Source organism: Flavivirga amylovorans, assembly GCF_030540875.1.
GTDB classification, from domain to species: Bacteria; Bacteroidota; Bacteroidia; order Flavobacteriales; family Flavobacteriaceae; genus Flavivirga; species Flavivirga amylovorans.
This window is the reverse complement of record NZ_JAUOEM010000003.1, coordinates 320,359-343,291: the sequence shown is the minus strand read 5'-3', so window position 1 is coordinate 343,291 and position 22,933 is coordinate 320,359. Positions and strand designations below refer to the sequence as shown.

Sequence of the window (22,933 nt, the reverse complement as noted above, 5' to 3'; positions counted from 1 at the left end):
AAAAAGAATATAGGGATTACATTAAGCTTCTAACTTTTTATAAAACAGATAAATCCAAATGGTTCTTGATAATCTAAAGTTTATCGTGCTAAACAAAATGGCAGATATTATGATTCCAAAAAAGGACGCTAAAAGTGATAAGCCAAGAAAGAAATAAGAAATTATAAAAACACCTACAAATTCTGCTACAGCAACAGCGTAACTCACAAACATAGCTCCAAAGAAAAAACCGGGTTCTTTTTCAAACTTGAAATTGCAAGTTTCACAACTATCATTCATTTTTGGAATTTTAAACAATAGTAAATTACCATTTGAACTAAAAATGTTGTTTTTTTTGCATTGGGGGCACTTACCTTTAAAAATTGAAATTAGTGTCATCTTTTATAATTGAGAATCATTTTGCAAAGTTACTATCACATATAAAAACATCGTTCATAAATAACACGCCATTTTTTGTACTTTTAGGACATAATTACGCTTTATGAATACGATTCCTATTTTAAACATTCAACAATTTGAGCAAGATGTTCCAATGTCCGATTTTTATAGTAATGACTTAACCAGTCATTTAGATAGGAATAAAGACTTTTTCCACAAACCTCATAGGCATGATTTTTTTCTATGTGTATTGTTTACTAAAGGCTCTGGTGTACATGAAATAGATTTTAACACCTATAAAATAAAACCTGGAAGTGTCTATTTTTTAAAGCCAGGTCAAACACATTATTGGACATTCGATACAACCCCGGAAGGATACATTTTTTTTCATACTCAAAACTTTTATGAACTCCATTTTTCAAAAAGCAAACTTGAACAATTTCCGTATTACTACTCATATAAAAATACACCAGCACTTTATTTAAATTCAAATGAAACAACTTCTTTAGAGCCCATATTTAAAACCATCAATAAAGAATACCATAATAACTTCGTCTATAAAAAACAAAAAATAGCCAGTTTAATAAACGCAGCTTACATAGATTTAGCAAGACACTATAATATCTCCGAACCCTTAAAAGACATAACATCTGTTACCTATATAGAAGCCTTGAGATCGCTAGAAAAAATAATCGACATCCATTATCGAACAGAAAAATCGGCAAAATTTTATGCTAATGCTTTAAATATCACATCCAAACATCTAAATAGAATAGTAAAAGCAACTTTAGGAAAAACAACTACCGATTTAATTACCGAACGTGTGATACTCGAGTCTAAACGATTAATTGTTCATTCCAAAAATTCTTTATCTTCTATTGCACAAATACTGGGATACCAAGATTATGCTTATTTCTCTAAAGTATTTAAGTTAAAAACGCATGTTACGCCTTTAGAGTTTAAAAAAAGCTATCAATAATCTTTAGCAAAACAAATAAAATAAATATAAAAGCAATAGCAATTTAATTTGGGGATCACTTCAAATCATTATGGCTTTTTAATTTAATAAGTTATATGACCAATTAACCTTTTTTAAAGAGAAAATGAAAGAAGTAAAAGCCATTAATGATTAAAAACATAAGACTATTAAACCAAACTGAAAATCTTCACCATTTAACAAACCTTTTTTAGTTGGGAATATTGCGAATTTGTGTAGTTTTGCGCTACAAAATTTAATTATTAATAAACAACCATGAAGAACACTGCATTAACATCAACACATGAAGCTCTTGGAGCAAAAATAGTTCCTTTTGCGGGCTATAATATGCCTGTACAATACGAAGGTGTAAATATAGAACACGAAACTGTTAGAAAAGCTGTTGGTGTGTTTGATGTATCGCACATGGGTGAGTTTTTAATTGAAGGTGAACATGCATTAGATTTAATACAAAAAGTATCTAGTAACGATGCCTCAAAATTAACAATTGGTAAAGCACAATACAGTTGTTTACCAAATGATGATGGCGGAATTGTAGACGATTTAATCATATATAAAGTAAAAGAAGAGACTTACTTATTAGTTGTCAATGCTAGTAATATTGAAAAAGATTGGAACTGGATACAGTCAAAAAATGATGCTGGTGCTACCATGCGCAATTTAAGTGAAGACTACTCGTTATTAGCTATTCAAGGTCCAAAAGCCATCGAAGCTATGCAAGCTATTACCAGTCATGATTTATCCGCTATAAAATTCTACAATTTTGTAGTCGGTGACTTTGCTGGTATAGACCATGTTATTATATCGGCCACAGGCTATACAGGAAGTGGTGGTTTTGAAATTTACTGTAAGAACAGTGAAGTAAAGCAAATTTGGGATAACGTATTTAAAGCTGGTGCAGATTATGGTATCAAACCTATTGGGTTAGCTGCTCGTGATACCTTACGCTTAGAAATGGGATATTGTCTTTATGGAAATGATATTGACGACACCACCTCTCCTATTGAAGCTGGTTTAGGATGGATAACAAAATTCACAAAAGACTTTACAAATTCTGAAGCTTTAAAAGCAGAAAAAGAACGGGGGGTAGAACGAAAGCTAATCGCTTTTGAATTAGATGAAAGAGGTATTCCTAGACAAGGCTACGATATTGTTGATGGTAATGGCAATAAAATAGGTGTTGTTACTTCGGGCACCATGTCACCATCATTAGGGAAAGGTATTGGCTTAGGCTATGTTCCTACTGTTTTTACAGACATTAATAGCAAAATTAATATTCAAATACGTAAAAATGCTGTTCCTGCAACCGTAGTGAAATTGCCTTTTTATAAAGGTTAAAAAGTAGTTTTTATTAAATGAAAGGGCTGGCGAAAGAAAGTAAACATAGAATCTTAATATTAGGAGCTAGTGGTTTTTTAGGTGGTGCTATTTATAGAGAGCTCTGCTCCTACTTTAAAACATTTGGGACATACAATACTTCAAATAAACTGCATGAAAAGAATAAACATTTTTTTCAATATAATATTGAGGAAGATGATGTTTACGAAATATTAGAAATAGTAAAACCCACCATTATTATTTCAGCAGTACGCGGTGATTTCTCAGCACAAGTAATAGCACATCAGCACTTGGCAGAATATGTGTTTACAAATAAAATAAAACTCATTTTTATATCCTCTGCGAATGTTTTTGATGCCTATAGTAAATATCCTAGTTACGAAACAGATAAAACCTTAAGCAATAGCATTTACGGGCATTTCAAAATTAAAATTGAAAACATGCTATTACGCATGCCTAAAAAGCAAATCGTCATTTTAAGATTGCCAATGGTTTTTGGAGCACAATCCCCAAGAATATTGGAAATACAGGGACATATAAAAGAAAAAGAGCCCATAGAAGTATTTCCAAACCTGATTATGAATGTGACGAACGATTTCAAACTAACACAACAAGTTCATTATATAATAAATAGAAATAAATCGGGTGTATTTCATTTAGGAAGTAGTGATTTGGTGCACCATGACGATTTTATAAAAGAAATTATTGCTTCCTTCGAATTGAATAATAAAACGGTCACTTATAAAAATGTTTACACAACTAATGACGACAGGTATTTAGCCGTATTACCAAAGTATAACCTATTACCCAAACATCTTCAACTTACAAGTCAACAAATTTTATCAGAACTAAAATTATAATTGATTATCACCTCTGAAATCTTTAAATTAGTAAAATACATTCACATAAACACATATTTTATGAGTAAACTTTCAGAACAAGATATAGAAAAACGATTATTACACTTTCCTGATTGGGATTATTACGATAACGCCATTCACGCTGAATTTGAATTCGAAAACTTTAAAGATTGCTTTAGCGCGATGAGTCGAATTGCTTTTGAATGCGAAGCATTAAACCATCATCCAGATTGGTCTAATGTATACAATGTTCTCACCATTTCGCTATCTACCCATGATGCCAATGGCGTCACCAACAAAGATTTTAAATTAGCCGAAGCTATAGAAACAATAGTAGAACCAGACGAGGAGTAAAGTATAGTGTTCAGTGTTCAGTGTTCAGTAGGTTATCAATATATTCTAAAAATTTAAACAGGCAACTATTATTTTGGTTAGTAGATTTTTTTAAATTTGTCAATATAAATAACAGTCTGTTAAAATTAATGAGATTTCCTCTTTCGAGGACACTAAAAATAAAATATCAGTATTATGGGAAGAGCTTTTGAATTTAGAAAAGCAAGGAAAATGAAACGTTGGTCTGCAATGAGCAAAGCCTTTACACGTATAGGTAAGGATATTGTTATGGCAGTAAAAGAAGGAGGTCCAGACCCAGCTAGTAATTCCCGTTTAAGAGCCGTTATACAAAATGCTAAGGCCGTTAACATGCCAAAAGACAATGTAGAACGCGCTATTAAAAAAGCCAGTGATAAAAGTCAAGGGGATTATAAAGAAGTCGTTTTTGAAGGATATGCACCTCATGGAATCGCCATTTTAGTTGAAACAGCAACCGATAATAATACCCGTACTGTTGCTAACGTACGTAGTTATTTTAACAAATGTGATGGTAGCTTAGGCACATCCGGATCTGTTGTTTTTATGTTTGATCATACTTGTAATTTTAGAATCAATGCAGAAGGTTTAGACCCCGAAGAAATTGAACTGGAATTTATAGATTTTGGAGCTGAAGAAGTTTTTGCAGATGACGATGGTATATTAATATATGCGCCTTTTGAAAGTTTTGGATCTATTCAAGCCGAATTAGAAACACGCGACATTGAAATTTTATCTTCTGGTTTTGAGCGTATTCCTCAAGTAACAAAACCGCTCACTACAGAACAAGTTGCTGATGTTGAAAAGCTTTTAGAAAAACTTGAAGAAGACGATGATGTACAGAACGTGTACCATACCATGGAAGAAAGTGCTGAGTAAAGAAATTTTAAACGTCTAAAAATTGTCATTTTGAGCGCAGTCGAAAAACCACATTCCCAAGAATCCAATAAAACAATTAGATGGGGAATTATAGGCTGTGGAAACGTAACAGAGGTTAAAAGCGGTCCTGCTTATAACGCAACAGAAGGTTTTAAACTAACTGCTGTTATGAGACGTGATTTGGCTAAAGCTAAGGACTATGCACAACGACATAATATAGAAAAGGTTTACGACAATGCAGATGATTTAATTAATGATGTTGAAATCGATGCTGTATATATCGCTACACCTCCAGACTCACATAAACTTTATGCTTTAAAAGTTGCGAACGCAGGAAAAGTTTGCTGCATAGAAAAACCGATGTCTCCTTCTTATAAAGATAGCCTAGAAATCTATAACGCATTCGAGGATAAAGGTTTGCCTTTATTTATTGCGTATTACAGAAGATCATTACCGCGTTTCAATCAAATTAAAAACTGGTTAGAAAATAAATATATAGGGGATGTTAGGCATATAAATTGGCATTTGAGTAAACCTGCTAGCGATTTAGATAAATCAAAATCATACAATTGGAGAACAGATTCTAAAATAGCTCCTGGTGGCTACTTTGATGATTTGGCTAGTCATGGAATTGATTTGTTTACTTATCTACTTGGTAATATAAAAACTGCTCATGGTTTAAGCATTAATCAGCAAAATCTTTATACTTCAAAAGATGCAGTCACAGCATGTTGGATACATGAAAATGGTATTACGGGAGCTGGTAATTGGAATTTTGGTTGCAATGAGCATATTGATAAAGTCCAAATTTTTGGAAATAAAGGATCCATTCAATTTTCTGTTTTCCATGATAATCCAATCATATTAAACAGTAATACAAAACATGAAGAATTGATGATTGGTCACCCTAAGCATATACAAATTCATCATGTAGAAGGCATGAGAGATATGCTTATCAAAAAAAATTATATTCACCCTTCCTCTGGAGCTTCTGGACTTCACACGAGTTGGGTTATGGATAAGATTTTAGGAAATTAATTCCTGCGAAAACAGGAATCTCATTATTATAAGTCTTCTTAGTTAAATCTTGAATATTTTATCATTCATAAGTGGATTCCTGCCTTCGCAGGAATGACAAATATCTAATCTATTTATTCCTAACATAAATTAATTTAAACCGTCCATTACTCTGGTCTCGCTGTTCCATTTCAAAATTATCTAACGATTTAAAAAGAGGTGTTAATTTATCAAAACCAAAGTTTCTGGAATCAAAATTAGGTTGTTTTTTCAGTATCAAAGAGCCAACATCACCAAGAAATGCCCATCCATCATCATCTGCAGCATCCGATACTGAGTTTTTAAGAAGTCTAATAACCTTAGGTGTAATATTATATAAGTTAGCTTTTTTAGATTTACCTTCTTTATCATCTTTTTCAAGATCCTTTTTAAGAATCTCCAAATAAATAAACTTATCGCAAGCAACAATAAACGGATTAGGTGTTTTCTTCTCTCCCATGCCGTAAACTTGCATACCTGCTTCTCGTAATCGTGTTGCTAATTTTGTAAAATCACTATCTGAGGACACCAAACAAAAACCATTTACTTTTTCAGAATATAAAATATCCATAGCATCAATAATCATAGCAGAGTCTGTAGCATTCTTCCCTGTGGTATAGCCATACTGCTGAATGGGTGTAATCGCATTTTCAAGGAGTATGTTTTTCCACTTGGTGAGGTGTGGCTTCGTCCAATCTCCGTAAATTCTTTTTATGGTTGGTGTACCGTATTTTGCTATTTCTTCCATCATTTCAGAAATATACTTTGATGGAATATTATCTCCATCAATTAATACGGCAATCTTAGTATCTTTTATCATAATGTTTAAAGATACAGATATATTATTTATTGAACGTCTTTAAAATATGCAACATTAGGTTTCTTTTAACATTTAATTATGGATATAACCTATTCTTTATTTTTAATTTTATAGTGACTAATTCAAATAACCTAATGAAATAATAAAACTATAATCGTTTTTAACACTATGAATTTAAAAAAACTGAGAGTAACAAAACTCATTTGTTTTGTATTGACACTATTGCTTTTCTCTGTATCAGAAAATGCTCAAGCTCAAAAAAGAAAAAAAGGAAAGAAAAAAAATCAAGTAGAAGTTGTTGCAAAACCTGAAAAGAAGAAAGCAAAAACAATTACTGACCTCGTTAAATCAAGTAAAAAAATTGACGGATTATTTACTATTTACCGAGATACCATAACAGGTTCTATACAAATGATTATTTCTGATGATCAACTAAACAAAGAGTATATCTATTTCAGTCAAATTGCTGATGGTGTTATGGATGCAGGAAGAATCATTAGAGGATCTTACAGAGGATCTAAAGTGTTTAAAATTGAAAAATATTTTGATAAAATTGAATTTATAACACAAAACACATCGTTTTATTTTGACCCTGAAAGCGCACTTTCAAAATCTAAAGACGCCAATATTAGTAACGGAAACATGGCCAGCATTAAAATTGAAAGTCACGACAAAAAAAAGGGGCTTTATTTAATAAAGGCTGACAATCTGTTTTTAGCAGAAACCCTATCACAAATTAAGCGGCCAAATTCCCCAAGAACTCCCCCAACCGCTTTTAAATTAGGGAATTTAAATAAAGCAAAAACTAAAATAAAAGAGATTCGTAATTATGATAACAATACAGATCTAGCAGTAGAATATGTATATTCTTCTTCTTCTGTTTTAAATAGAGGTTCTAATGCTTTGGCTGATGGAAGAAATGTAAGTATTAAAGTGTTTCATAGCCTAATTGCCATGCCAGAAAACGATTATGAAATTAGGTATGACGACCCTAGAGTTGGTTATTTTACAAGTCAAGTAGATGACCAAACATCTACTAGCTCAACACCATATAGAGATTTAGTACATCGTTGGAACTTAAAAAAGAAAGATCCAAATGCCACTATTTCAGAACCTGTTGAACCTATTACATGGTGGATAGAAAACTCAACGCCAGTTGAATGGCGAGACACTATAGAAAAAGCTGTTTTACAATGGAATGTAGCTTTTGAAAAAGCTGGTTTTAAAAATGCTATGGCTGTTAAAATTCAACCAGACGATGCCGATTGGGATGCTGGAGATATAAATTATAACGTGTTACGTTGGACATCCTCTCCTCAACCTCCTTTTGGTGGTTATGGACCAAGCTTTGTGAATCCAAAAACAGGGCAAATTTTAGGAGCAGACATCATGTTAGAATATGTACATTTTACTAACAGAGTGATGTATGATAAGCTATTTGATTTAACGTCATTGCATCATACTTTTGAAAATTCAAATATTGAAGAAGATCATAATATGTATTGCTCTTTAGGTCATGTTATGCATGAAAATACACTCTTTGGTAATACGGTATTAAAAGCTACAAATGCTTCAGATTTAGAAATGAAACGTATGAAAAAAGAAGCCATGACGGCTTTAATTATGCATGAAGTTGGTCATACATTGGGATTAAACCATAATATGAAAGCGAGTCAACTATTCTCTCCTGAGCAATTGGCAGATGCCGATTTTATTAAAGGCAAATGCTTAACAGGCTCTGTGATGGATTATGCGGCTATCAATATAACTAAAGACAGAACAAAGCAAGGTCAATACTATGATACGGCTGTTGGACCTTATGATGTTTGGGCCATTCAATTTGGATATACGCCTTTTAAAACTAAACTTGAAAAAACGACACTATTAGAACAATCAACCAAACCAGAACTTATTTTTGGTAATGATGCAGATGATATGCGTTCCCCTGGAAAAGCGATTGACCCAAGGGTTATGGTTGGAGACATGTCGAATGATCAAATTAAATATTCTATTGATCGATTTGAGACTATTAATACGATGATGTCTGGCATAAAAGATAAGTTTACTAAGTCTGGCCAATCCTATCAAGAGTTAAGACAAGCTTATTATATTTTAAGTAGTCAAAGAGGTAATGCTGCTAATGTGATTTCCAGGTTTATTGGTGGCGTATACGTAGACAGAGCTATGGCAGGACAAAATGGTGAAAAGCAACCTTATACACCAGTCAGTCTAGAAGATCAAAAAAGAGCCATGTCTGCTTTAAGCAAATATGTGTTTGCTCCTAATGCTTTTAATGCACCAAATGATTTATATAACTATCTGGCTATGCAAAGAAGAGGATACAATTTTAGAACACCTGAAGACCCTAAAATTCATAAACAGGTTTTAGGATATCAAAAAAATGTACTTAATCACATATTACACCCCAATACATTACAACGAATTACAGACTCAGAACTATATGGTAATGCATATGGGATGTCTACCTTTATGAATGATTTAAACCGTGCTATCTTTAAGACCGATATTTATTCTAATATAAACTCTTTTAGACAAAATTTGCAGTTAGAATATACCAATATGCTCATAAATATGCTTACAGGTAAGCAAAATAGTATATATACCAATAATGCGAAGTCTATGGCGTTATATAATTTAAAAAATATTAAGACCATGGCTTCAAATACAGGAAATGTATCATCCAGAGCCCATAAACAACATTTAAGAACACTTATTGATAACGCTTTAAAAGAAGTGAAATAATAAGTTTCTTAAAGACACCATATGTTTCAAACAAAAAAGCTACCTCATTACTTATGCGGTAGCTTTTGTTTCTATGGAGTAGAAATGTTTCTTTTTAGGGACAAATAAATTGTTTACTTTATGTTTCAGTCCTACAATTAAGCAATATTCAAATTCTGTGCCATATTCTAAATATGCATAAAAATATCAAGAATATTTAACTATCTTTCCTTTTACATCCTTAAAATAATTGTACATAAACTTAAAATCAGCTTCCATATCATCAGTCGGATAAAAAGGTTCTGAAATCTTATTTTGCTTATTCTCAAAATCAAGTGTAATCATTATAATAGGCACCTTAGCTTTTTTAGCCATATAATAAAACCCTGTACGCCATTTATTAACTTTTTTACGAGTTCCTTCTGGCGCTAAAGACATTCTGAATTCTTCTTTTTCTTCAAATAGTTTAGCTATTATATCTACTTTCTTTTCTTTATTGTGTCTATCTATTGGTATACCTCCTAATGCTCTAAAAAACCATCCAATGGGAAATACGAATAGTTCTTTTTTACCAATAAAATTTGTTTTTATATGTAATACAGAACGTAATAAAATACCAATATAAAAGTCATGCCAGCTTGTATGCGGCACCGTAATAATAATTGCTTTTTTTACTGAATCTTTAGATATATGAGTATTACCAACAACTTTCCACCCTAAAATTTTAAAATAAAAAAGTTTAGCCAGCCATCGCATACTACATTTTTTGATAGAGAGCTCTTAGTTTTTCTCTGGTTATTGTATTTTTCCAGTGTTTCCCTAAAGCATTTTCCCATAATGGCTCTAAACTTAATGAGATATCAATCATTATATTAAATTCATCATCCGATAAATTAGCACAAATACCAACAGGCAATTCAATATTATGCTTTACTTTCATGTCTTTAAAAAGTTTTACCCCTTCTGGATAAAATTCTTCTAACTGATCAAAAACAATACAATTACCAATTCCATGTTTTGTTCCTAATAAATAAGACAAACCATAACTCATAGCGTGAGCAACACCAACTTGAGAATATACTATACTCATACCACCATGCCAAGAAGCCATCATCAATTTTTCTTGAGATTCAACTTCTGTAAGATCATCACTTAAAAAGATTTCTTTACACAAATTTAAGGCCATATCACCATAGCTTTGACTAAAAGCATTTAAATAAGTCCCATTTAATGATTCTACGCAATGAATATAGCAATCCATTCCTGTATAAAACCATTGGTCTATCGGAATATCTTTTGTAAGTTCTGAGTCTAATATAACCTGGTCAAATGGTGTGAAATCCGAGTTTATACCAAGTTTTTTATGTGGCCCAGTTAGTACAGTTGTTCTAGAAACTTCTGCTCCTGTTCCAGATATTGTTGGAATACCAACATGATATATTCCTTCATTTTTTACTAAATCCCAGCCCTGATAATCTTTAGCTTCTCCTTCATTGGTTAGCATAATAGCTACAGCTTTAGCCATATCTAAAAGTGTTCCGCCTCCAATACCAATGATTCCAGATGGGCGTTCTTTTGTTAATAAAATAATGTCTTCAACTAATGCATCAACTTGAGTGGTTTTTGGTTCTTCTTTTGAAGATATAAAAATAATCTTATCATCATATGATAACTGGATTCTTGAAGTTAACCAAGAATTGTTTTTGAAAACATCATCTACCAAATAAATAAAAGGGGCATTGATGTTTAAACGTTTTGGGGTCAAAATTTCGTTTAACTGATTGAAACTACCTCTGCCAAAAATCACTCTTGGCACCATTGGAAAGTTTTTATAATTCATTTAACAGATTTTTTTTTACAAAAAGTAAAAATATGTATTTATTTTAAATTTTATTCGTTTAAATATTCTTGAAACTTTTCTGAAAACAAACCAACATGATAACCATCGACTAATGCATGGTTTACGTTAACAGAAACATTCATAATTAATTCTTTGTCTATTTGAGTTATCTTACTAAACGCAATTTCAGGTATAGAATTTAACTCTCCAGAAGCAGGTTCTTTATGTCCGGAAAAATGAAGCCAGGGCATAGCAGAACAATGTATACAGTTTAATCCATTTTGAGGCGGATATAACTCAGCTGAATTTTCAATTCTTTCTTTTTCTATTACTATGTTTTCTGCAAAAATATTCAAATCATCACTAAATTCAATAAATGAAAAGCCAAATGTTTTATTGGATCTCATGATCGTAGCTGACGCATGAATTATTCCATAGTCTATTACTTTTTCATTTTCTATTCTATATCTAAAATTATCAATAGCATTAATGGCTTTCATACAGTCATGTAGATACTTAGCAAAAAAACTTGTATTATTTTCTTTTGAAAATTTATATGCTTTAGTAACATTAAAAGGAATTACTACAGAAAAATATGGATCCTTCAACCCACGAAAATGCTCGTAGTGCTGCTTTCTATTCCAAGTATTTATATTTATTGTTTTCAACTACTCTAATAATTTTATAACATCTCGCAAACTACTTATCGTTTTATACGCTTTTCCATTTGTATCCTTTTCAGTAACCTCTTCATGAGCCCAAGTAGTATGAAAAGGGACATGAATTGCTTGAGCTCCTATATTTACCAATGGTAAAACATCCGATTTCAAAGAGTTTCCTATCATTAAAAATTCTGATGGTTTGACTTCTAAATGATTTAACAGTTTAGAATAATTAAGGTCTTGTTTATCACTTAATATTTCTATATGATGAAAATAACTTGTAAGACCAGACTTTTCCAATTTGCGTTCCTGATCTAATAAATCGCCTTTAGTCGCCAATATTAAACGATATTTATTTGATAATGCTTTTAAAACGTCTTCAACACCATCTAACAGCTCAACTGGCTTTTCGAGCATACTTTTACCTATGTTAAGGATCTCTTCAATGGTTTTATGGGGCACATTATAATTAGATAATTCTAAAGCAGATTGAACCATCGATAAAACAAAAGCTTTAACTCCATACCCATATATAGGCAGGTTGCTCATTTCCATTTTAAACAATTCTTGGTCTATTTTATTTGGGGTTTCATAGTCTGACAATAATCTCCCAAAAGCTTCTTCTGCCTCACGAAAATAAGTTTCATTAACCCAAAGGGTATCATCTGCATCAAAGCCTATAACTTTTATGTTTTTGTAGTCTTTTATCAATTAATTTTATTTAATTAGTTACTGAAATAAGTTTTGCACATACTTTATTTCCACAATTTTTTAGCACGTTCCAAATCTTCAGGTGTGTCAATCTCAACACCTTCAATATCTGTTTCTATCATTTTAATTCGTTTCCCATATTCTAAATAACGAATGCATTCTATTTTTTCTGAAGCTTCTAATGGCAACATAGGTAACTTATAAAAATCAAGTATAGCATCTTTTCTAAAAGCATAAACGCCTTTATGTTTATAGTATTTTACACCTACATTTTTTTCTCTTGGATAAGGAATTGGACTTCGAGAATAATAAAGCGCAAAATTTGATTGATCTACTATCACCTTTACAGTATTCGGATTATTAATCTCATCCAAATCCGTAATATGAACCATTAAAGACGCTAGATCGATACTTTTATCATGATCTTCTTTAAAAACTTCAATCAATTTTGCTAGCGACTTTCTATCTGTAAACGGTTCGTCTCCTTGGACATTAATAACAATATCTATATCCATAAATTCGACGGCTTCAGCTATTCTATCACTACCACAATCATGCTCTTTTTTACTCATCATTGCTTTGCCTCCATTATTTATAATTTCATCATAAATAATTTTATTATCTGTAACAACAAAAACATCGTCGAACAAATTAGTGGCCACAGTGGCTTCATATGTACGCAATATGACCGTTTTTCCCCCTAGGTCTTGCATAAGTTTTCCTGGAAATCGCGATGCACTGTAACGCGCAGGAATCATTGAAATAATTTTCATAATTATTAAGGTCAGAATCTAATTCAAAAATAGAACAATTATTATAGATTTTACTTTTATCCAGTCTAAACTTTTTAAACAGTATAAAAATGATAAGCTTCACCAAGTAAAGTTAATAAGTGAAAGTCTCTTTTAGTGAAGACAATTTGCAAAGCGTACTCTATAAATCAAGGTTACATACCGAATCAATCTTCTTCAAAAAAATCATCTTTAAAACCAATAAGGTATAGTTTTTCTTTAGCTCTAGTTACAGCTGTATATAGCCAACGTAAATACTCTTTATCTATGCCGTTTGGTAAATAAGGCTGCTCGACAAAAACAGTATGCCATTGCCCTCCTTGTGATTTATGACATGTAATAGCATAAGAAAATTTTACCTGAAGTGCATTAAAATGTTTATTTCCTTTTACTTTTAGAAATTTTTTATACTTAGTGGATTCACTTTCAAAATCTTTCATAACCTCTTGATATAGCCTATTGGAGTCGTCATAGGGTAAAGACGGTGTTTCTGCTTCAATAGTATCTAAAAGTAAAACTGTTTCAAAAGGACTCATTTTAGGGTAATCTACCATCCGTATTTTAACTTCGGCGAATCGAAAACCATAAAGCTCTTGAATACTAAAAATTTCGAGGACTTCAATAATGTCTCCATTAGCAATAAAACCAGCTTCTGTAGTAGGCTTAATCCAAAAGTAATTATTCTTAACAACCATTAAATAATCTCCAGCAGAGAGTTCACTTTCGTTAAATAATATTCTATTACGTATTTGCTGGTTATACAAATTAGCTCGTTTATTACTTCTCACAATAATAGCTGTTTCTTCCTTACCTAAGTCGCTATAAGCATCGTTAATAGCATCCATTATTTCATGGCCATCTATTAGCCTAATAATATCTTTGAAATCGGCTAAATCAAATTTAAAATTATCATGAATACTATGTGATAAGGCTTCACGCAATACAGTTGCATTTGCAAGAATACCCGAATCTTGTCCTTGTCTTACAACTTCGTCCAATTCCATTCTAGTGACTTCCTTATTATAATTTAATCCAAGGGAATCTTCATTTAAAGCAGGGCTAATATCTAACTTTACTGGAGGTAATTGAGCTGTATCACCAATTAAAAGCAACTTACATTGATGCCCAGAATACACATATTGTATTAAATCATCTAACAACGAACCATTTTCAAAAAGTTTTGATTCCCCGGGAGTATCTGGTATCATTGATGCCTCATCAACTATAAAAACAGTGTTTTTATGTTTATTAGGTTGTAAAACAAACTTAACCCCACCTCCCTTATCTTTCTTCGGAAAATATATTTTTCTATGAATCGTAAATGCTTCTTTTCCCGAATAATTAGAAATAACTTTAGCCGCTCTACCCGTAGGAGCCATTAAAACAGCACTTTTTTTTGCTTTCCATAAGTTAGACACAATAATTCCTACTATTGTTGTCTTACCTGTACCTGCATACCCTTTGAGCACATAGAGCAGGTTTGGTGCCTTGTTAAAAATAAACTCTGAAAGCTGTTGCAGAACAATATTTTGTTTTAACGTTGGTTTAAACGGGAACTGCTGGTTTATAAGGGAATAAAATTCGGATGACGTCATCTAAAATTTCGACAAATTAAAAATTATTCAAAGATAGAAATGATTTTTACTCTCTTAGGTTTTTACGGTTAAAAAAAAATTGTAGATTTGCGAAAAGACTTTTAATTAATAGAACATCCTATGTTGACATTTATTCTTATCGCAGTAGCAGTGATACTACTTACAATTGGCTTAGTAAAGCTGGTTGACAAATTTATACCTTCAAAGTTTAAACCTTTTTTAACCATAGCGCTTTGGGTGTTAATTGGTTTTCTAGGCTATCAAACGTATATGTCTATTTATGAGCCTATTCAATTTAACAAACTTAAAAATAAACGCTATAAAGAAGTTATTACAAGCTTAATCGATATTAGAGACTCTCAACTTGCTCATAAACAAGTAACTGGTAAATTTTCAGGTAATTTTGAAAGCTTAATTAAATTTATTGACACAGCTAAATACACAATTACTCAACGTCGTGATTCAACTGTTATAGATGAAGAGTTAACAAAATTATACGGTGTTGATACTACTAAAGAAATTGTTATTATTGATACTTTAGGTTTTGTTTCTGTAAAAGATTCGTTATTTAAATCTTCAGATCGTTATAAACAAATGATGAACGTGCCTGTAGGTGAAGAAGGTGCCAGATTTAAATTAAAAGCTGGATATATAGAACAAAACGATATACAAATACCTGTTTTTGAAGCTTCTGTAAAAAAGAATGTTATTTTACACGATCAAAACAGAGATCTTCTTATGCAAGAAAACCAAATTGTTTCGGTGGACGGTGTAAATGGAGATCAATTAGTAGTGGGTTCTATGGAAGAAGTTAAAACTGTTGGAAACTGGCCAACTAATTATGCCGCAGCAAAATAAAAACACTAATAAACTAACTAATGTAGAATTGTCCATTCAAATAAGTTTGAGTGGACTTTCTTTTTCTATACTACAAAAAGATTCTAATAAAATCTCTGCCTTAAAGCACTTTGATTTTAACAAAAGGCTGACGCCTTTAGAGCTTTTAGATTCTTGCAAGAACATCTTCAACACAGAAACAGATTTACAAGAATCATTTAATAATATTTGTGTCATTCATGATAACGAATTGTCCACTCTAGTTCCTAAACCTCTTTTCGAAGAAGATAGTTTAGCTGATTATTTGAAGTTTAATTCTAAAATTCTTAAAACAGATTTTATCACTTACGATGAAATTGTTTTAAACGATAGTGTTAATGTTTATGTCCCATATATAAACATTAATAATTTTATATACGAAGAATTTGGAGCGTTTACTTTTAAACATGTTTCTACTATTTTAATTGAAGAAATTTTATTAATTGAAAAGAACAATAACACCCCTAAAGTATACTTAAACATTAGCAAAAACCATTTTGAAATAGTTATTATTGAAAAAGGCAAATTGCTACTCTATAATACATTTGAATACACTACTAAAGAAGACTTTATATACTACGTTCTATTTACCGTAGAACAATTAGGTTTAAATCCAGAAACATTACATTTAGCTTTTATTGGTGATATAAATGAAAATGACGATTTATATCAAATCGCATATAAATACATTAGGAATATAAGTTTTTCTAAACGAAATGATGATTATAATTATGATGAAAGTCCAAAATACAGTCATTCAGATTTCACTCTAATAAAAAGTTTTTAATGCGTATAATTTCTGGTATTTATAAAAGTAGAAAAATTGTTGCACCAAAAAACTTACCGGTAAGGCCTACTACAGATATGGCTAAAGAGTCCTTATTCAATATTTTAAATAATCAGTTTTATTTTGATGAGATCTCTGTTTTAGATTTGTTTGCTGGAACAGGTAATATTAGTTACGAATTTGCATCAAGAGGTACTCAAAATATTACTTGTGTAGATCAAGACCATGGTTGTATTAAGTTTATAAACCAAACTGCCGAGGCTTTTGAAATGCCAATAAATACAATAAAAAGTAACGTTTTTAAATTTTTAGAAAAATCTAGTTTACAAACCAATATTATATTTGCGGATCCTCCTTATAGTTTTTCGGAAGAACAATTTGCCAAAATTCCAGAATTAATTTTTCAAAACAACATGCTGCTGGAAGATGGCATCCTAATTATCGAACATTCCAAGCACACAAATTTATCTGACCTAAATCATTATAGTCATTCTAAAAGTTATGGCGGTAATATGTTCAGTTTTTTTGAAGTAACTTAAAGATGGCTATTCCTTTTTTTTGTTAATTCCTTTTTTTTCAGTACTTTAGAATCTTTCCTTAAAGATACCAGGCTCTACCCCACTACTATTTAACGAGTCTGAAAGCACATTTTTCTCACAGTTACTTATGGCTTAATTTGAGTACTAACTTTAAAACCATAAACAAAATGAAAAAACTTCTTTTACTACTATTTACAGTAATTATTTTTATTGCTTGTGAAAAAAAGCCACAGCGCTACTTTGCTGAATCTACTGAAATTGAAACATTAAAAGCTGGCATTAAAGCTTACGAAAGTGGCGATTGGGACACATGGAAAAGTCATTTTGCAGACACAGCAAAAATATTTGTTAATTCTATTAAACCAATAACAGCAGAAAAAGACTAGAGAGCTTAAAGGCTATGACTAATGCCATGTCTACTTATGGTTTTAATCATGATAAGGAATATATAGAAATGGTACTAGATAAAGATGATGAAACATGGGTTTATTACTGGGCCTTACACAAAGGTACCTTTGCAGCAAATGACAAAGAATTATCGATACCTGTACATTTAGCTGTACGATTTGATAAAGGAAAAATTATAGAAGAACATATTTACTTTGATGGTACTGCAATGAATCAAGAATTTGCCGCCATAGCAACTGACAAAGCTGAAGTTGAGGCTGAGGCCGAAAAAGAATAAAAACGACTAACTAACCAAATATTAAATTTATGAAAACATTAAAAACAACTTTAATTCCAGTATTCATTTTATGCTTAATATGTAACCTATCGCAAGCACAACAAATGTTCTTGGTACACCAAGACAATGTAAAACCATCAAAGGTGATGGAATATGAGAAAATTGCTAAAGAATTCCATGCCGCCTCTGTAGAACATAATTTACAAACCGAATGGGTAACGGCAGTATCTAATGATTTTAAATATTTTTATATCACTCCTATTGAAAATTTTGCTGAATTAGATAAACGTCCAATGGCTGATATGGCAAAGGCCATGGGAGATAAATTTGGAGAAATGTTTGAACGTTATGATAAATGTTACAATTCGCATGGCTCTTATATTGTGGTACATGATGAAGAACTTAGCTATATGCCAGACGGCTCTAAAGAAGCAATAGAAGGTAAAAACTACCGCAAATGGTTTTATATGTATTATGCACCCAAAAATGCCAAAAAGGTAAAAGAGGGCATGAAAGCCGTTAAAGAATTATTTGCAAGCAAAGGGTCCAAAAGTTATTACCGTATATACCGAAATGGATTTGGAGCCATGGAAAACTATTATCTGGTATCTGTTGCCGCTAAAGATGAAGTAGATGGTGCAACACAGGCCAAGGCTAATGAAGACGTTTTAGGGCCAGATCGCTGGGAAACTTTTAGTAAAGTAATAAACCACATAACCAGAATGGAAGAGTATAGTGGAGAAATGAGACCTGATTTATCTTATTCTCCTAAATAAGACAACTCACCAACCAATTTTAAGAATAAACCCTTCTTTGTAATAGAGAAGGGTTTATTTATATTCAAGTAAATCTATAAGCCGAATTCTGTTCATTTTCTACTAGTTTTTGGAACTCCAAAAACTAGTAGAAAAATACCTTATCATTTATCTGAGTGCATTGTTACCAATACACTTTAGCTGTCTACCCTCCAGCATCGAGCGTGCAGCCCTCAAACACTGGTATACATGACATTGCACCACATAGAGTTTACCTGATTTCACTACAGCATAACCTGTACATACTTTCTGTTGCACTTTTCCTAGCCTTACGGCTGGTGGTAATTAACCACTATATTGCACTACGGTGTTCGGACTTTCCTCCCCAGCGCTGAACAAGTTCAGCACAAGAGCGATAAGGCAATCTACTTATGCGCAAAATTACAATAAAGAAAGTTTAAATTTCAAAAAATAAACAGAACTATTCCTAAATCTTAAAAACACTTTTTTACTTTAGAACTCATTTTGGACTTTTTGGATTTAAGCGAAAATTAGAAGTTTTAGCCTATGTTGAAGACTTTTTTGAGTTGCATAGCAGAGCTACAGAAGGAAAAAAAGACAAAAACAGAGCTGAAAACAGCCATTTTTTAACTAATTGAAAACCTCTAAATGAGTTCTTAGTCTCATTATTGTAAGTTGTTAATAACTCGCTTTAAATTTCATGAGCTTTTCCTTTAATTTTAAGCTTAATTTTTAACTTTGTTAAACATTAAAATCGGCATCAAAAAATACCGAATATTAAAACAAGATAAATTCAGTAAGATTGGAACACTTTGTTGTATCGGCTAGAAAATACAGACCACAAACATTTAAAGATGTTGTGGGGCAGCAGGCTATTACAAATACTTTACTGAATGCTATAGATAATCATCATTTAGCTCAAGCCCTCCTCTTTACAGGACCACGTGGTGTAGGTAAAACTACCTGTGCACGTATTCTTGCGAAAATGATCAATAGTGATGGCACTGAAACTGGTGATGAAGATTTTGCCTTCAATATTTTTGAACTCGATGCAGCTTCAAACAACTCTGTAGATGATATTAGAAGCTTAACAGATCAAGTTCGAATACCACCACAAGTTGGAAAATACAAAGTCTATATTATTGATGAGGTCCACATGCTATCTCAGGCGGCTTTTAATGCATTTCTTAAAACGTTAGAAGAACCTCCAAAGCATTGTATTTTTATTTTAGCAACGACCGAAAAGCATAAAATAATTCCAACTATTTTATCCCGTTGTCAGATTTTCGATTTTAAACGCATCACTGTAAAAGATGCAAAAGAATATTTAAAATATATTGCAGAAGAACAAAATATAACTGCAGATGATGATGCATTGCATATTATAGCTCAAAAAGCAGATGGTGCCATGCGAGATGCTCTGTCTATTTTTGATAGAGTAGTAAGTTTTTCAGGTAAAAACCTAACAAGGCAAGCCGTTACAGAGAATTTAAATGTACTTGATTACGAAACTTATTTTACAAGTACCGATTTAATTTTAGAAAACAAGATTCCAGAATTACTACTACAATTTAATAATACATTGTCCAAAGGCTTTGATGGTCATCATTTCATTGCAGGCTTAGCATCTCATTTTAGAGATTTATTAGTAAGTAAAACCCCTGATACGATTGAATTGCTCGAAGTAGGAGATCAAACTAAAGCAAAATACTTAGAGCAATCTAAAAAGGCTTCACAAGAGTTTCTCCTCCAAGGCATAAACCTCGCTAACGACTGCGATCTCAAATACAAAACCAGTAAAAATCAGCGCTTACTTATCGAGTTATGTTTAATGCAGCTTGCCTCTATCACTTTTGATGGAGAAAAAAAAAATAGCAGACATTACATAATTCCAGCTTCATACTTTAAAAAGAAAGGCATTACACCTATTCCGGTAACGGCACCTAAACAAGAACAAAATAATGTAGGAACCGACAGTACAAAAGAGGAACATGTAAAAACTCAATTACCATATTCCAATAAAGTAAATCCTTTTCAGGTAAATGAACCTCCAAAAATTCTTTTAAAAAAAGAAACAAAACGTGCTTCTGGTCTTTCCTTAAGTAGTATACGAGCAAAAAAAGAACATCTTATAAAGCAAATGGATGTTGTTATTGAAGAAGAAGATTTACCTAAAGAAGATTTTACTGAGGAAGAACTCATTAACGTTTGGAATACTTTTATAGAAATAATAAGAGGAAAAGGGAAACACAATTTAGCCTCTATTCTATCTATTGATACTCCAAAAGTTAAAGGCACTAAGGTCTATTTAGAATTTCCTAATGCTACAAATAAGGTAGAAGTAGAACGCAATCAATATGATCTTTTATCTTACGTTAGAAAGTCTTTAAACAACTATGATATTAGTTTATCCATTAGTATAAACGAAATTATGGAAAAAAAATATGTTTATACTTCTGCTGATAAATTTGAGAAATTAAAAGAAAAAAACCCCAACATCGACATCTTAAGAAAAACTTTCGATTTAGATATATAAAAGCCCCAAAATGAGAATATTAACACTTTTAATTTTAACATGCATTATGACTTTAAGTAGTTGTGATGGTAGAGATAGGAAATATAAAACCAATGCTGAGATTTTAACAGAAAATAAGCTTTTAGAATCCTTTACTGAAGAAATAAAATTTATTCCAGAAACATATACTGAAATTAAAACAGATACTATTTTAAGCAATGGCTTTAAAGTTAAAATGATTTATCATTCTTTAGAAAATGATTTTGTTTTAGAGTCCAGAAAAATGAAAAATGACTCTATAGCTAAAATTCATCACAAAAATTTTGAAGCCGAACTTCTTGTATTTAAGGATGATATTATTATTAACAAAAGCTTAATCAGTAAAAAGCTTTTTTATGAATTTGAAAACCCTACATTTTGGGCAAGCGCCGTTATGCAATTTATATGGATAGATCATGACGCATCAAATAACGATATACTTTACTTAAATACGTCTTTTTGCATTCCTAATACTGAAGAATGTAAAGATTTCATTATAAAAATAGATGAAAATGGAGGTATTCAAATTGAAAAAATAGATATTCTTTCTAATACCATATAATAATGCTTGGACTAAAACTTCCTACAGATCCACGATGGGTTAATATTGTAGAAAAAAATATAGAAGAAATACTTACCGATCATGCTTTTTGTGAACAAAAGGCAACGAGTACTGCCATTTCTCTTATTGTTAGCTTTCCAGAATATACCGAATTGGTACAAGAAATGACGGCACTGGTAAAAGAAGAGATGAGTCATTTCAAAATGGTACACGATAAGATTATAGAACGCGGATGGATTCTTGGCCGCGACAGACGTGATGATTATGTGATCCAGTTAGTGAAATTCTTCCCTAAAGGAGGTAGTAGAACAACGCAATTGGTTCATCGTTTATTATATGCAGCATTAATAGAAGCTAGAAGCTGTGAACGCTTCAGGTTACTTTCTGAAGAGCTTCAAGACAAAGAACTAGCGACCTTTTACAGAAATTTAATGGTTAGTGAAGCAAACCATTATACCATGTTTTTAGGATTTGCCCGTAAATATGGAAATAAAAAAGAAGTTGATACCAAATGGCAACAACTTCTTGAATATGAAGCGGAAATTATGTCTAATTTAGGAAATACTGAAGCTATACACGGTTAAAACTTATACCCTATACCTATTTGTATATTTGAATTTTTAGCTTCAACCAGTAAATCATCATCAAAAACATTAGACAAACCATACGTATATCTTACATCTGCAAATATGGCATAGTTAATTTTATATTCTATACCAGCTACACCAGAATAAGCTAAGTTTTTTACACCATCTTCTTCCTTATGCACTTTAAGTCCAACTTGTGGGCCAGCTCCTAAATGGATTTTTTCACTCAATCTAAATTTAAAGAAAATGGGTGCTTGAATATAATCTAAATGTAAAGGTTCTGCTTTTGCTCCTTCAGCAGAAAATTGTATTTCTGGCATTACAGAGATAGTTTTAGACAAACCGATGTTTGCAAAAAAACCAATATACATACTATTCCTGTGCTTGTTTGTAACACCCGTAGCATTATTGTCGAAATCTAAATTTGAAATATTAAGACCTCCTCTAACACCATATTTTACATCTTGAGAAAAGCCATAAATAGTAAAACTAAATAGGATTGCTAATAGTAATATTTTTTTCATAATAA

At 31.7% G+C, this 22,933-nt stretch carries 25 protein-coding genes and 1 other RNA gene; 16 read left to right on the top strand and 10 right to left on the bottom strand.

What is annotated here, in order from left to right; translation table 11 throughout:
- Positions 1–21: 21 nt before the first annotated feature.
- On the bottom strand, positions 22–279 hold the full coding sequence (locus tag Q4Q39_RS09925; protein ID WP_303282284.1) for a DUF983 domain-containing protein: 258 nt from the start codon (positions 277–279) through the stop codon (positions 22–24).
- A 202-nt stretch (positions 280–481) separates the two neighbouring features.
- Here Q4Q39_RS09925 and Q4Q39_RS09920 point away from each other — a divergent pair, with 202 nt between their 5' ends.
- From Q4Q39_RS09920 to Q4Q39_RS09895, 6 genes are all read left to right on the top strand, one after another.
- Positions 482–1,357, top strand: coding sequence for an AraC family transcriptional regulator (locus Q4Q39_RS09920; RefSeq protein ID WP_303282282.1), 876 nt, complete (start codon positions 482–484; stop codon positions 1,355–1,357).
- A 273-nt stretch (positions 1,358–1,630) separates the two neighbouring features.
- Positions 1,631–2,713 carry a glycine cleavage system aminomethyltransferase GcvT gene (gcvT, locus tag Q4Q39_RS09915; protein ID WP_303282281.1) on the top strand — a complete coding sequence of 361 codons (1,083 nt, stop codon included), beginning with the start codon at positions 1,631–1,633 and terminating at the stop codon, positions 2,711–2,713.
- Between the two features lie 17 nt (positions 2,714–2,730).
- The gene (locus Q4Q39_RS09910) at positions 2,731–3,573 is read left to right on the top strand and encodes a sugar nucleotide-binding protein (protein WP_303282280.1); all 843 of its coding nucleotides are present in this window, start codon (positions 2,731–2,733) and stop codon (positions 3,571–3,573) included.
- A 60-nt stretch (positions 3,574–3,633) separates the two neighbouring features.
- The gene (locus Q4Q39_RS09905) at positions 3,634–3,927 is read left to right on the top strand and encodes a 4a-hydroxytetrahydrobiopterin dehydratase (RefSeq protein ID WP_303282279.1); all 294 of its coding nucleotides are present in this window, start codon (positions 3,634–3,636) and stop codon (positions 3,925–3,927) included.
- A 174-nt stretch (positions 3,928–4,101) separates the two neighbouring features.
- Positions 4,102–4,821 carry a YebC/PmpR family DNA-binding transcriptional regulator gene (locus Q4Q39_RS09900; RefSeq protein WP_303282278.1) on the top strand — a complete coding sequence of 240 codons (720 nt, stop codon included), beginning with the start codon at positions 4,102–4,104 and terminating at the stop codon, positions 4,819–4,821.
- 30 nt (positions 4,822–4,851) lie between these two features.
- Positions 4,852–5,859 carry a Gfo/Idh/MocA family protein gene (locus Q4Q39_RS09895; protein ID WP_303282276.1) on the top strand — a complete coding sequence of 336 codons (1,008 nt, stop codon included), beginning with the start codon at positions 4,852–4,854 and terminating at the stop codon, positions 5,857–5,859.
- Between the two features lie 109 nt (positions 5,860–5,968).
- Here the strand turns inward: Q4Q39_RS09895 and Q4Q39_RS09890 are convergent, their stop codons facing one another.
- Positions 5,969–6,697, bottom strand: coding sequence for an NYN domain-containing protein (locus tag Q4Q39_RS09890; protein WP_303282275.1), 729 nt, complete (start codon positions 6,695–6,697; stop codon positions 5,969–5,971).
- A gap of 168 nt (positions 6,698–6,865) precedes the next feature.
- Here Q4Q39_RS09890 and Q4Q39_RS09885 point away from each other — a divergent pair, with 168 nt between their 5' ends.
- Positions 6,866–9,460 carry a zinc-dependent metalloprotease gene (locus Q4Q39_RS09885; protein WP_303282274.1) on the top strand — a complete coding sequence of 865 codons (2,595 nt, stop codon included), beginning with the start codon at positions 6,866–6,868 and terminating at the stop codon, positions 9,458–9,460.
- 186 nt (positions 9,461–9,646) lie between these two features.
- Here Q4Q39_RS09885 and Q4Q39_RS09880 read toward each other — a convergent pair whose 3' ends face one another.
- The 6 genes from Q4Q39_RS09880 to Q4Q39_RS09855 form a co-directional block, all read right to left on the bottom strand.
- Complete coding sequence (locus tag Q4Q39_RS09880) at positions 9,647–10,195, bottom strand: 1-acyl-sn-glycerol-3-phosphate acyltransferase (protein WP_303282272.1); 549 nt, start codon at positions 10,193–10,195, stop codon at positions 9,647–9,649.
- 1 nt (position 10,196) lies between these two features.
- The gene (locus tag Q4Q39_RS09875; RefSeq protein ID WP_303282271.1) at positions 10,197–11,279 is read right to left on the bottom strand and encodes an iron-containing alcohol dehydrogenase family protein; all 1,083 of its coding nucleotides are present in this window, start codon (positions 11,277–11,279) and stop codon (positions 10,197–10,199) included.
- A 50-nt stretch (positions 11,280–11,329) separates the two neighbouring features.
- On the bottom strand, positions 11,330–11,947 hold the full coding sequence (locus tag Q4Q39_RS09870; protein WP_303282269.1) for a CatA-like O-acetyltransferase: 618 nt from the start codon (positions 11,945–11,947) through the stop codon (positions 11,330–11,332).
- On the bottom strand, positions 11,948–12,652 hold the full coding sequence (locus Q4Q39_RS09865) for an HAD family hydrolase (RefSeq protein ID WP_303282268.1): 705 nt from the start codon (positions 12,650–12,652) through the stop codon (positions 11,948–11,950).
- A 44-nt stretch (positions 12,653–12,696) separates the two neighbouring features.
- Positions 12,697–13,425, bottom strand: a complete 729-nt coding sequence (kdsB, locus tag Q4Q39_RS09860; RefSeq protein WP_303282267.1) for a 3-deoxy-manno-octulosonate cytidylyltransferase — start codon at positions 13,423–13,425, stop codon at positions 12,697–12,699.
- 185 nt (positions 13,426–13,610) lie between these two features.
- On the bottom strand, positions 13,611–15,038 hold the full coding sequence (locus tag Q4Q39_RS09855) for an ATP-dependent DNA helicase (RefSeq protein WP_303282266.1): 1,428 nt from the start codon (positions 15,036–15,038) through the stop codon (positions 13,611–13,613).
- Between the two features lie 120 nt (positions 15,039–15,158).
- Here Q4Q39_RS09855 and Q4Q39_RS09850 point away from each other — a divergent pair, with 120 nt between their 5' ends.
- The 6 genes from Q4Q39_RS09850 to Q4Q39_RS09825 all read left to right on the top strand — a co-directional run bounded on the left by Q4Q39_RS09850 (position 15,159) and on the right by Q4Q39_RS09825 (position 18,701).
- Positions 15,159–15,896: a hypothetical protein gene (locus tag Q4Q39_RS09850; RefSeq protein ID WP_303282265.1), complete on the top strand. Its 738-nt coding sequence runs from the start codon at positions 15,159–15,161 to the stop codon at positions 15,894–15,896.
- On the top strand, positions 15,880–16,701 hold the full coding sequence (locus tag Q4Q39_RS09845; protein WP_303282264.1) for a DUF3822 family protein: 822 nt from the start codon (positions 15,880–15,882) through the stop codon (positions 16,699–16,701). Before Q4Q39_RS09850 ends, Q4Q39_RS09845 begins: the two co-directional genes overlap by 17 nt.
- Entirely contained in the window at positions 16,701–17,240 is a 540-nt protein-coding gene (locus tag Q4Q39_RS09840; protein WP_303282263.1) for an RsmD family RNA methyltransferase, read from the top strand. Before Q4Q39_RS09845 ends, Q4Q39_RS09840 begins: the two co-directional genes overlap by 1 nt.
- A gap of 167 nt (positions 17,241–17,407) precedes the next feature.
- Positions 17,408–17,626 (top strand): hypothetical protein, encoded by a 219-nt coding sequence (locus Q4Q39_RS09835; RefSeq protein ID WP_303282262.1) that lies wholly within the window; start codon positions 17,408–17,410, stop codon positions 17,624–17,626.
- A gap of 14 nt (positions 17,627–17,640) precedes the next feature.
- Complete coding sequence (locus Q4Q39_RS09830; protein ID WP_303282261.1) at positions 17,641–17,925, top strand: nuclear transport factor 2-like protein; 285 nt, start codon at positions 17,641–17,643, stop codon at positions 17,923–17,925.
- A gap of 29 nt (positions 17,926–17,954) precedes the next feature.
- Positions 17,955–18,701, top strand: coding sequence for a hypothetical protein (locus tag Q4Q39_RS09825; RefSeq protein ID WP_303282260.1), 747 nt, complete (start codon positions 17,955–17,957; stop codon positions 18,699–18,701).
- Positions 18,702–18,762: 61 nt separating this feature from the next.
- Here Q4Q39_RS09825 and rnpB read toward each other — a convergent pair.
- An RNA gene (rnpB, locus tag Q4Q39_RS09820) (RNase P RNA component class A) lies at positions 18,763–19,112 on the bottom strand.
- Between the two features lie 391 nt (positions 19,113–19,503).
- Here rnpB and dnaX point away from each other — a divergent pair.
- Genes dnaX through Q4Q39_RS09805 form a run of 3 tightly spaced genes read left to right on the top strand, consistent with a single transcriptional unit; the run spans position 19,504 to position 22,401 of the window.
- Complete coding sequence (gene dnaX, locus Q4Q39_RS09815; RefSeq protein ID WP_303282259.1) at positions 19,504–21,237, top strand: DNA polymerase III subunit gamma/tau; 1,734 nt, start codon at positions 19,504–19,506, stop codon at positions 21,235–21,237.
- A gap of 10 nt (positions 21,238–21,247) precedes the next feature.
- Positions 21,248–21,817, top strand: coding sequence for a hypothetical protein (locus Q4Q39_RS09810; protein ID WP_303282258.1), 570 nt, complete (start codon positions 21,248–21,250; stop codon positions 21,815–21,817).
- Between the two features lie 2 nt (positions 21,818–21,819).
- Positions 21,820–22,401, top strand: coding sequence for a MiaE family protein (locus tag Q4Q39_RS09805; protein WP_303282257.1), 582 nt, complete (start codon positions 21,820–21,822; stop codon positions 22,399–22,401).
- Here the strand turns inward: Q4Q39_RS09805 and Q4Q39_RS09800 are convergent.
- The gene (locus Q4Q39_RS09800; RefSeq protein ID WP_303282256.1) at positions 22,398–22,928 is read right to left on the bottom strand and encodes a porin family protein; all 531 of its coding nucleotides are present in this window, start codon (positions 22,926–22,928) and stop codon (positions 22,398–22,400) included. The two genes, Q4Q39_RS09805 and Q4Q39_RS09800, sit on opposite strands and share 4 nt — an antisense overlap.
- Positions 22,929–22,933: the final 5 nt, after the last annotated feature.

Bases quoted from the DNA above. Each gene is read 5' to 3' on its own strand.
- Q4Q39_RS09900 (WP_303282278.1), top strand. From the start codon at position 4,102: ATGGGAAGAGCTTTTGAATTTAGAAAAGCAAGGAAAATGAAACGTTGG.
- Q4Q39_RS09800 (WP_303282256.1), bottom strand. From the start codon at position 22,928: ATGAAAAAAATATTACTATTAGCAATCCTATTTAGTTTTACTATTTAT.
- Q4Q39_RS09835 (WP_303282262.1), top strand. From the start codon at position 17,408: ATGAAAAAACTTCTTTTACTACTATTTACAGTAATTATTTTTATTGCT.
- Q4Q39_RS09845 (WP_303282264.1), top strand. From the start codon at position 15,880: ATGCCGCAGCAAAATAAAAACACTAATAAACTAACTAATGTAGAATTG.
- gcvT (WP_303282281.1), top strand. From the start codon at position 1,631: ATGAAGAACACTGCATTAACATCAACACATGAAGCTCTTGGAGCAAAA.
- Q4Q39_RS09840 (WP_303282263.1), top strand. From the start codon at position 16,701: ATGCGTATAATTTCTGGTATTTATAAAAGTAGAAAAATTGTTGCACCA.
- kdsB (WP_303282267.1), bottom strand. From the start codon at position 13,425: ATGAAAATTATTTCAATGATTCCTGCGCGTTACAGTGCATCGCGATTT.
- Q4Q39_RS09890 (WP_303282275.1), bottom strand. From the start codon at position 6,697: ATGATAAAAGATACTAAGATTGCCGTATTAATTGATGGAGATAATATT.
- Q4Q39_RS09880 (WP_303282272.1), bottom strand. From the start codon at position 10,195: ATGCGATGGCTGGCTAAACTTTTTTATTTTAAAATTTTAGGGTGGAAA.
- Q4Q39_RS09850 (WP_303282265.1), top strand. From the start codon at position 15,159: ATGTTGACATTTATTCTTATCGCAGTAGCAGTGATACTACTTACAATT.
- Q4Q39_RS09910 (WP_303282280.1), top strand. From the start codon at position 2,731: ATGAAAGGGCTGGCGAAAGAAAGTAAACATAGAATCTTAATATTAGGA.
- Q4Q39_RS09830 (WP_303282261.1), top strand. From the start codon at position 17,641: ATGACTAATGCCATGTCTACTTATGGTTTTAATCATGATAAGGAATAT.
- Q4Q39_RS09810 (WP_303282258.1), top strand. From the start codon at position 21,248: ATGAGAATATTAACACTTTTAATTTTAACATGCATTATGACTTTAAGT.
- Q4Q39_RS09825 (WP_303282260.1), top strand. From the start codon at position 17,955: ATGAAAACATTAAAAACAACTTTAATTCCAGTATTCATTTTATGCTTA.
- Q4Q39_RS09885 (WP_303282274.1), top strand. From the start codon at position 6,866: ATGAATTTAAAAAAACTGAGAGTAACAAAACTCATTTGTTTTGTATTG.
- Q4Q39_RS09875 (WP_303282271.1), bottom strand. From the start codon at position 11,279: ATGAATTATAAAAACTTTCCAATGGTGCCAAGAGTGATTTTTGGCAGA.
- Q4Q39_RS09855 (WP_303282266.1), bottom strand. From the start codon at position 15,038: ATGACGTCATCCGAATTTTATTCCCTTATAAACCAGCAGTTCCCGTTT.
- Q4Q39_RS09805 (WP_303282257.1), top strand. From the start codon at position 21,820: ATGCTTGGACTAAAACTTCCTACAGATCCACGATGGGTTAATATTGTA.
- Q4Q39_RS09925 (WP_303282284.1), bottom strand. From the start codon at position 279: ATGAATGATAGTTGTGAAACTTGCAATTTCAAGTTTGAAAAAGAACCC.
- Q4Q39_RS09920 (WP_303282282.1), top strand. From the start codon at position 482: ATGAATACGATTCCTATTTTAAACATTCAACAATTTGAGCAAGATGTT.
- Q4Q39_RS09905 (WP_303282279.1), top strand. From the start codon at position 3,634: ATGAGTAAACTTTCAGAACAAGATATAGAAAAACGATTATTACACTTT.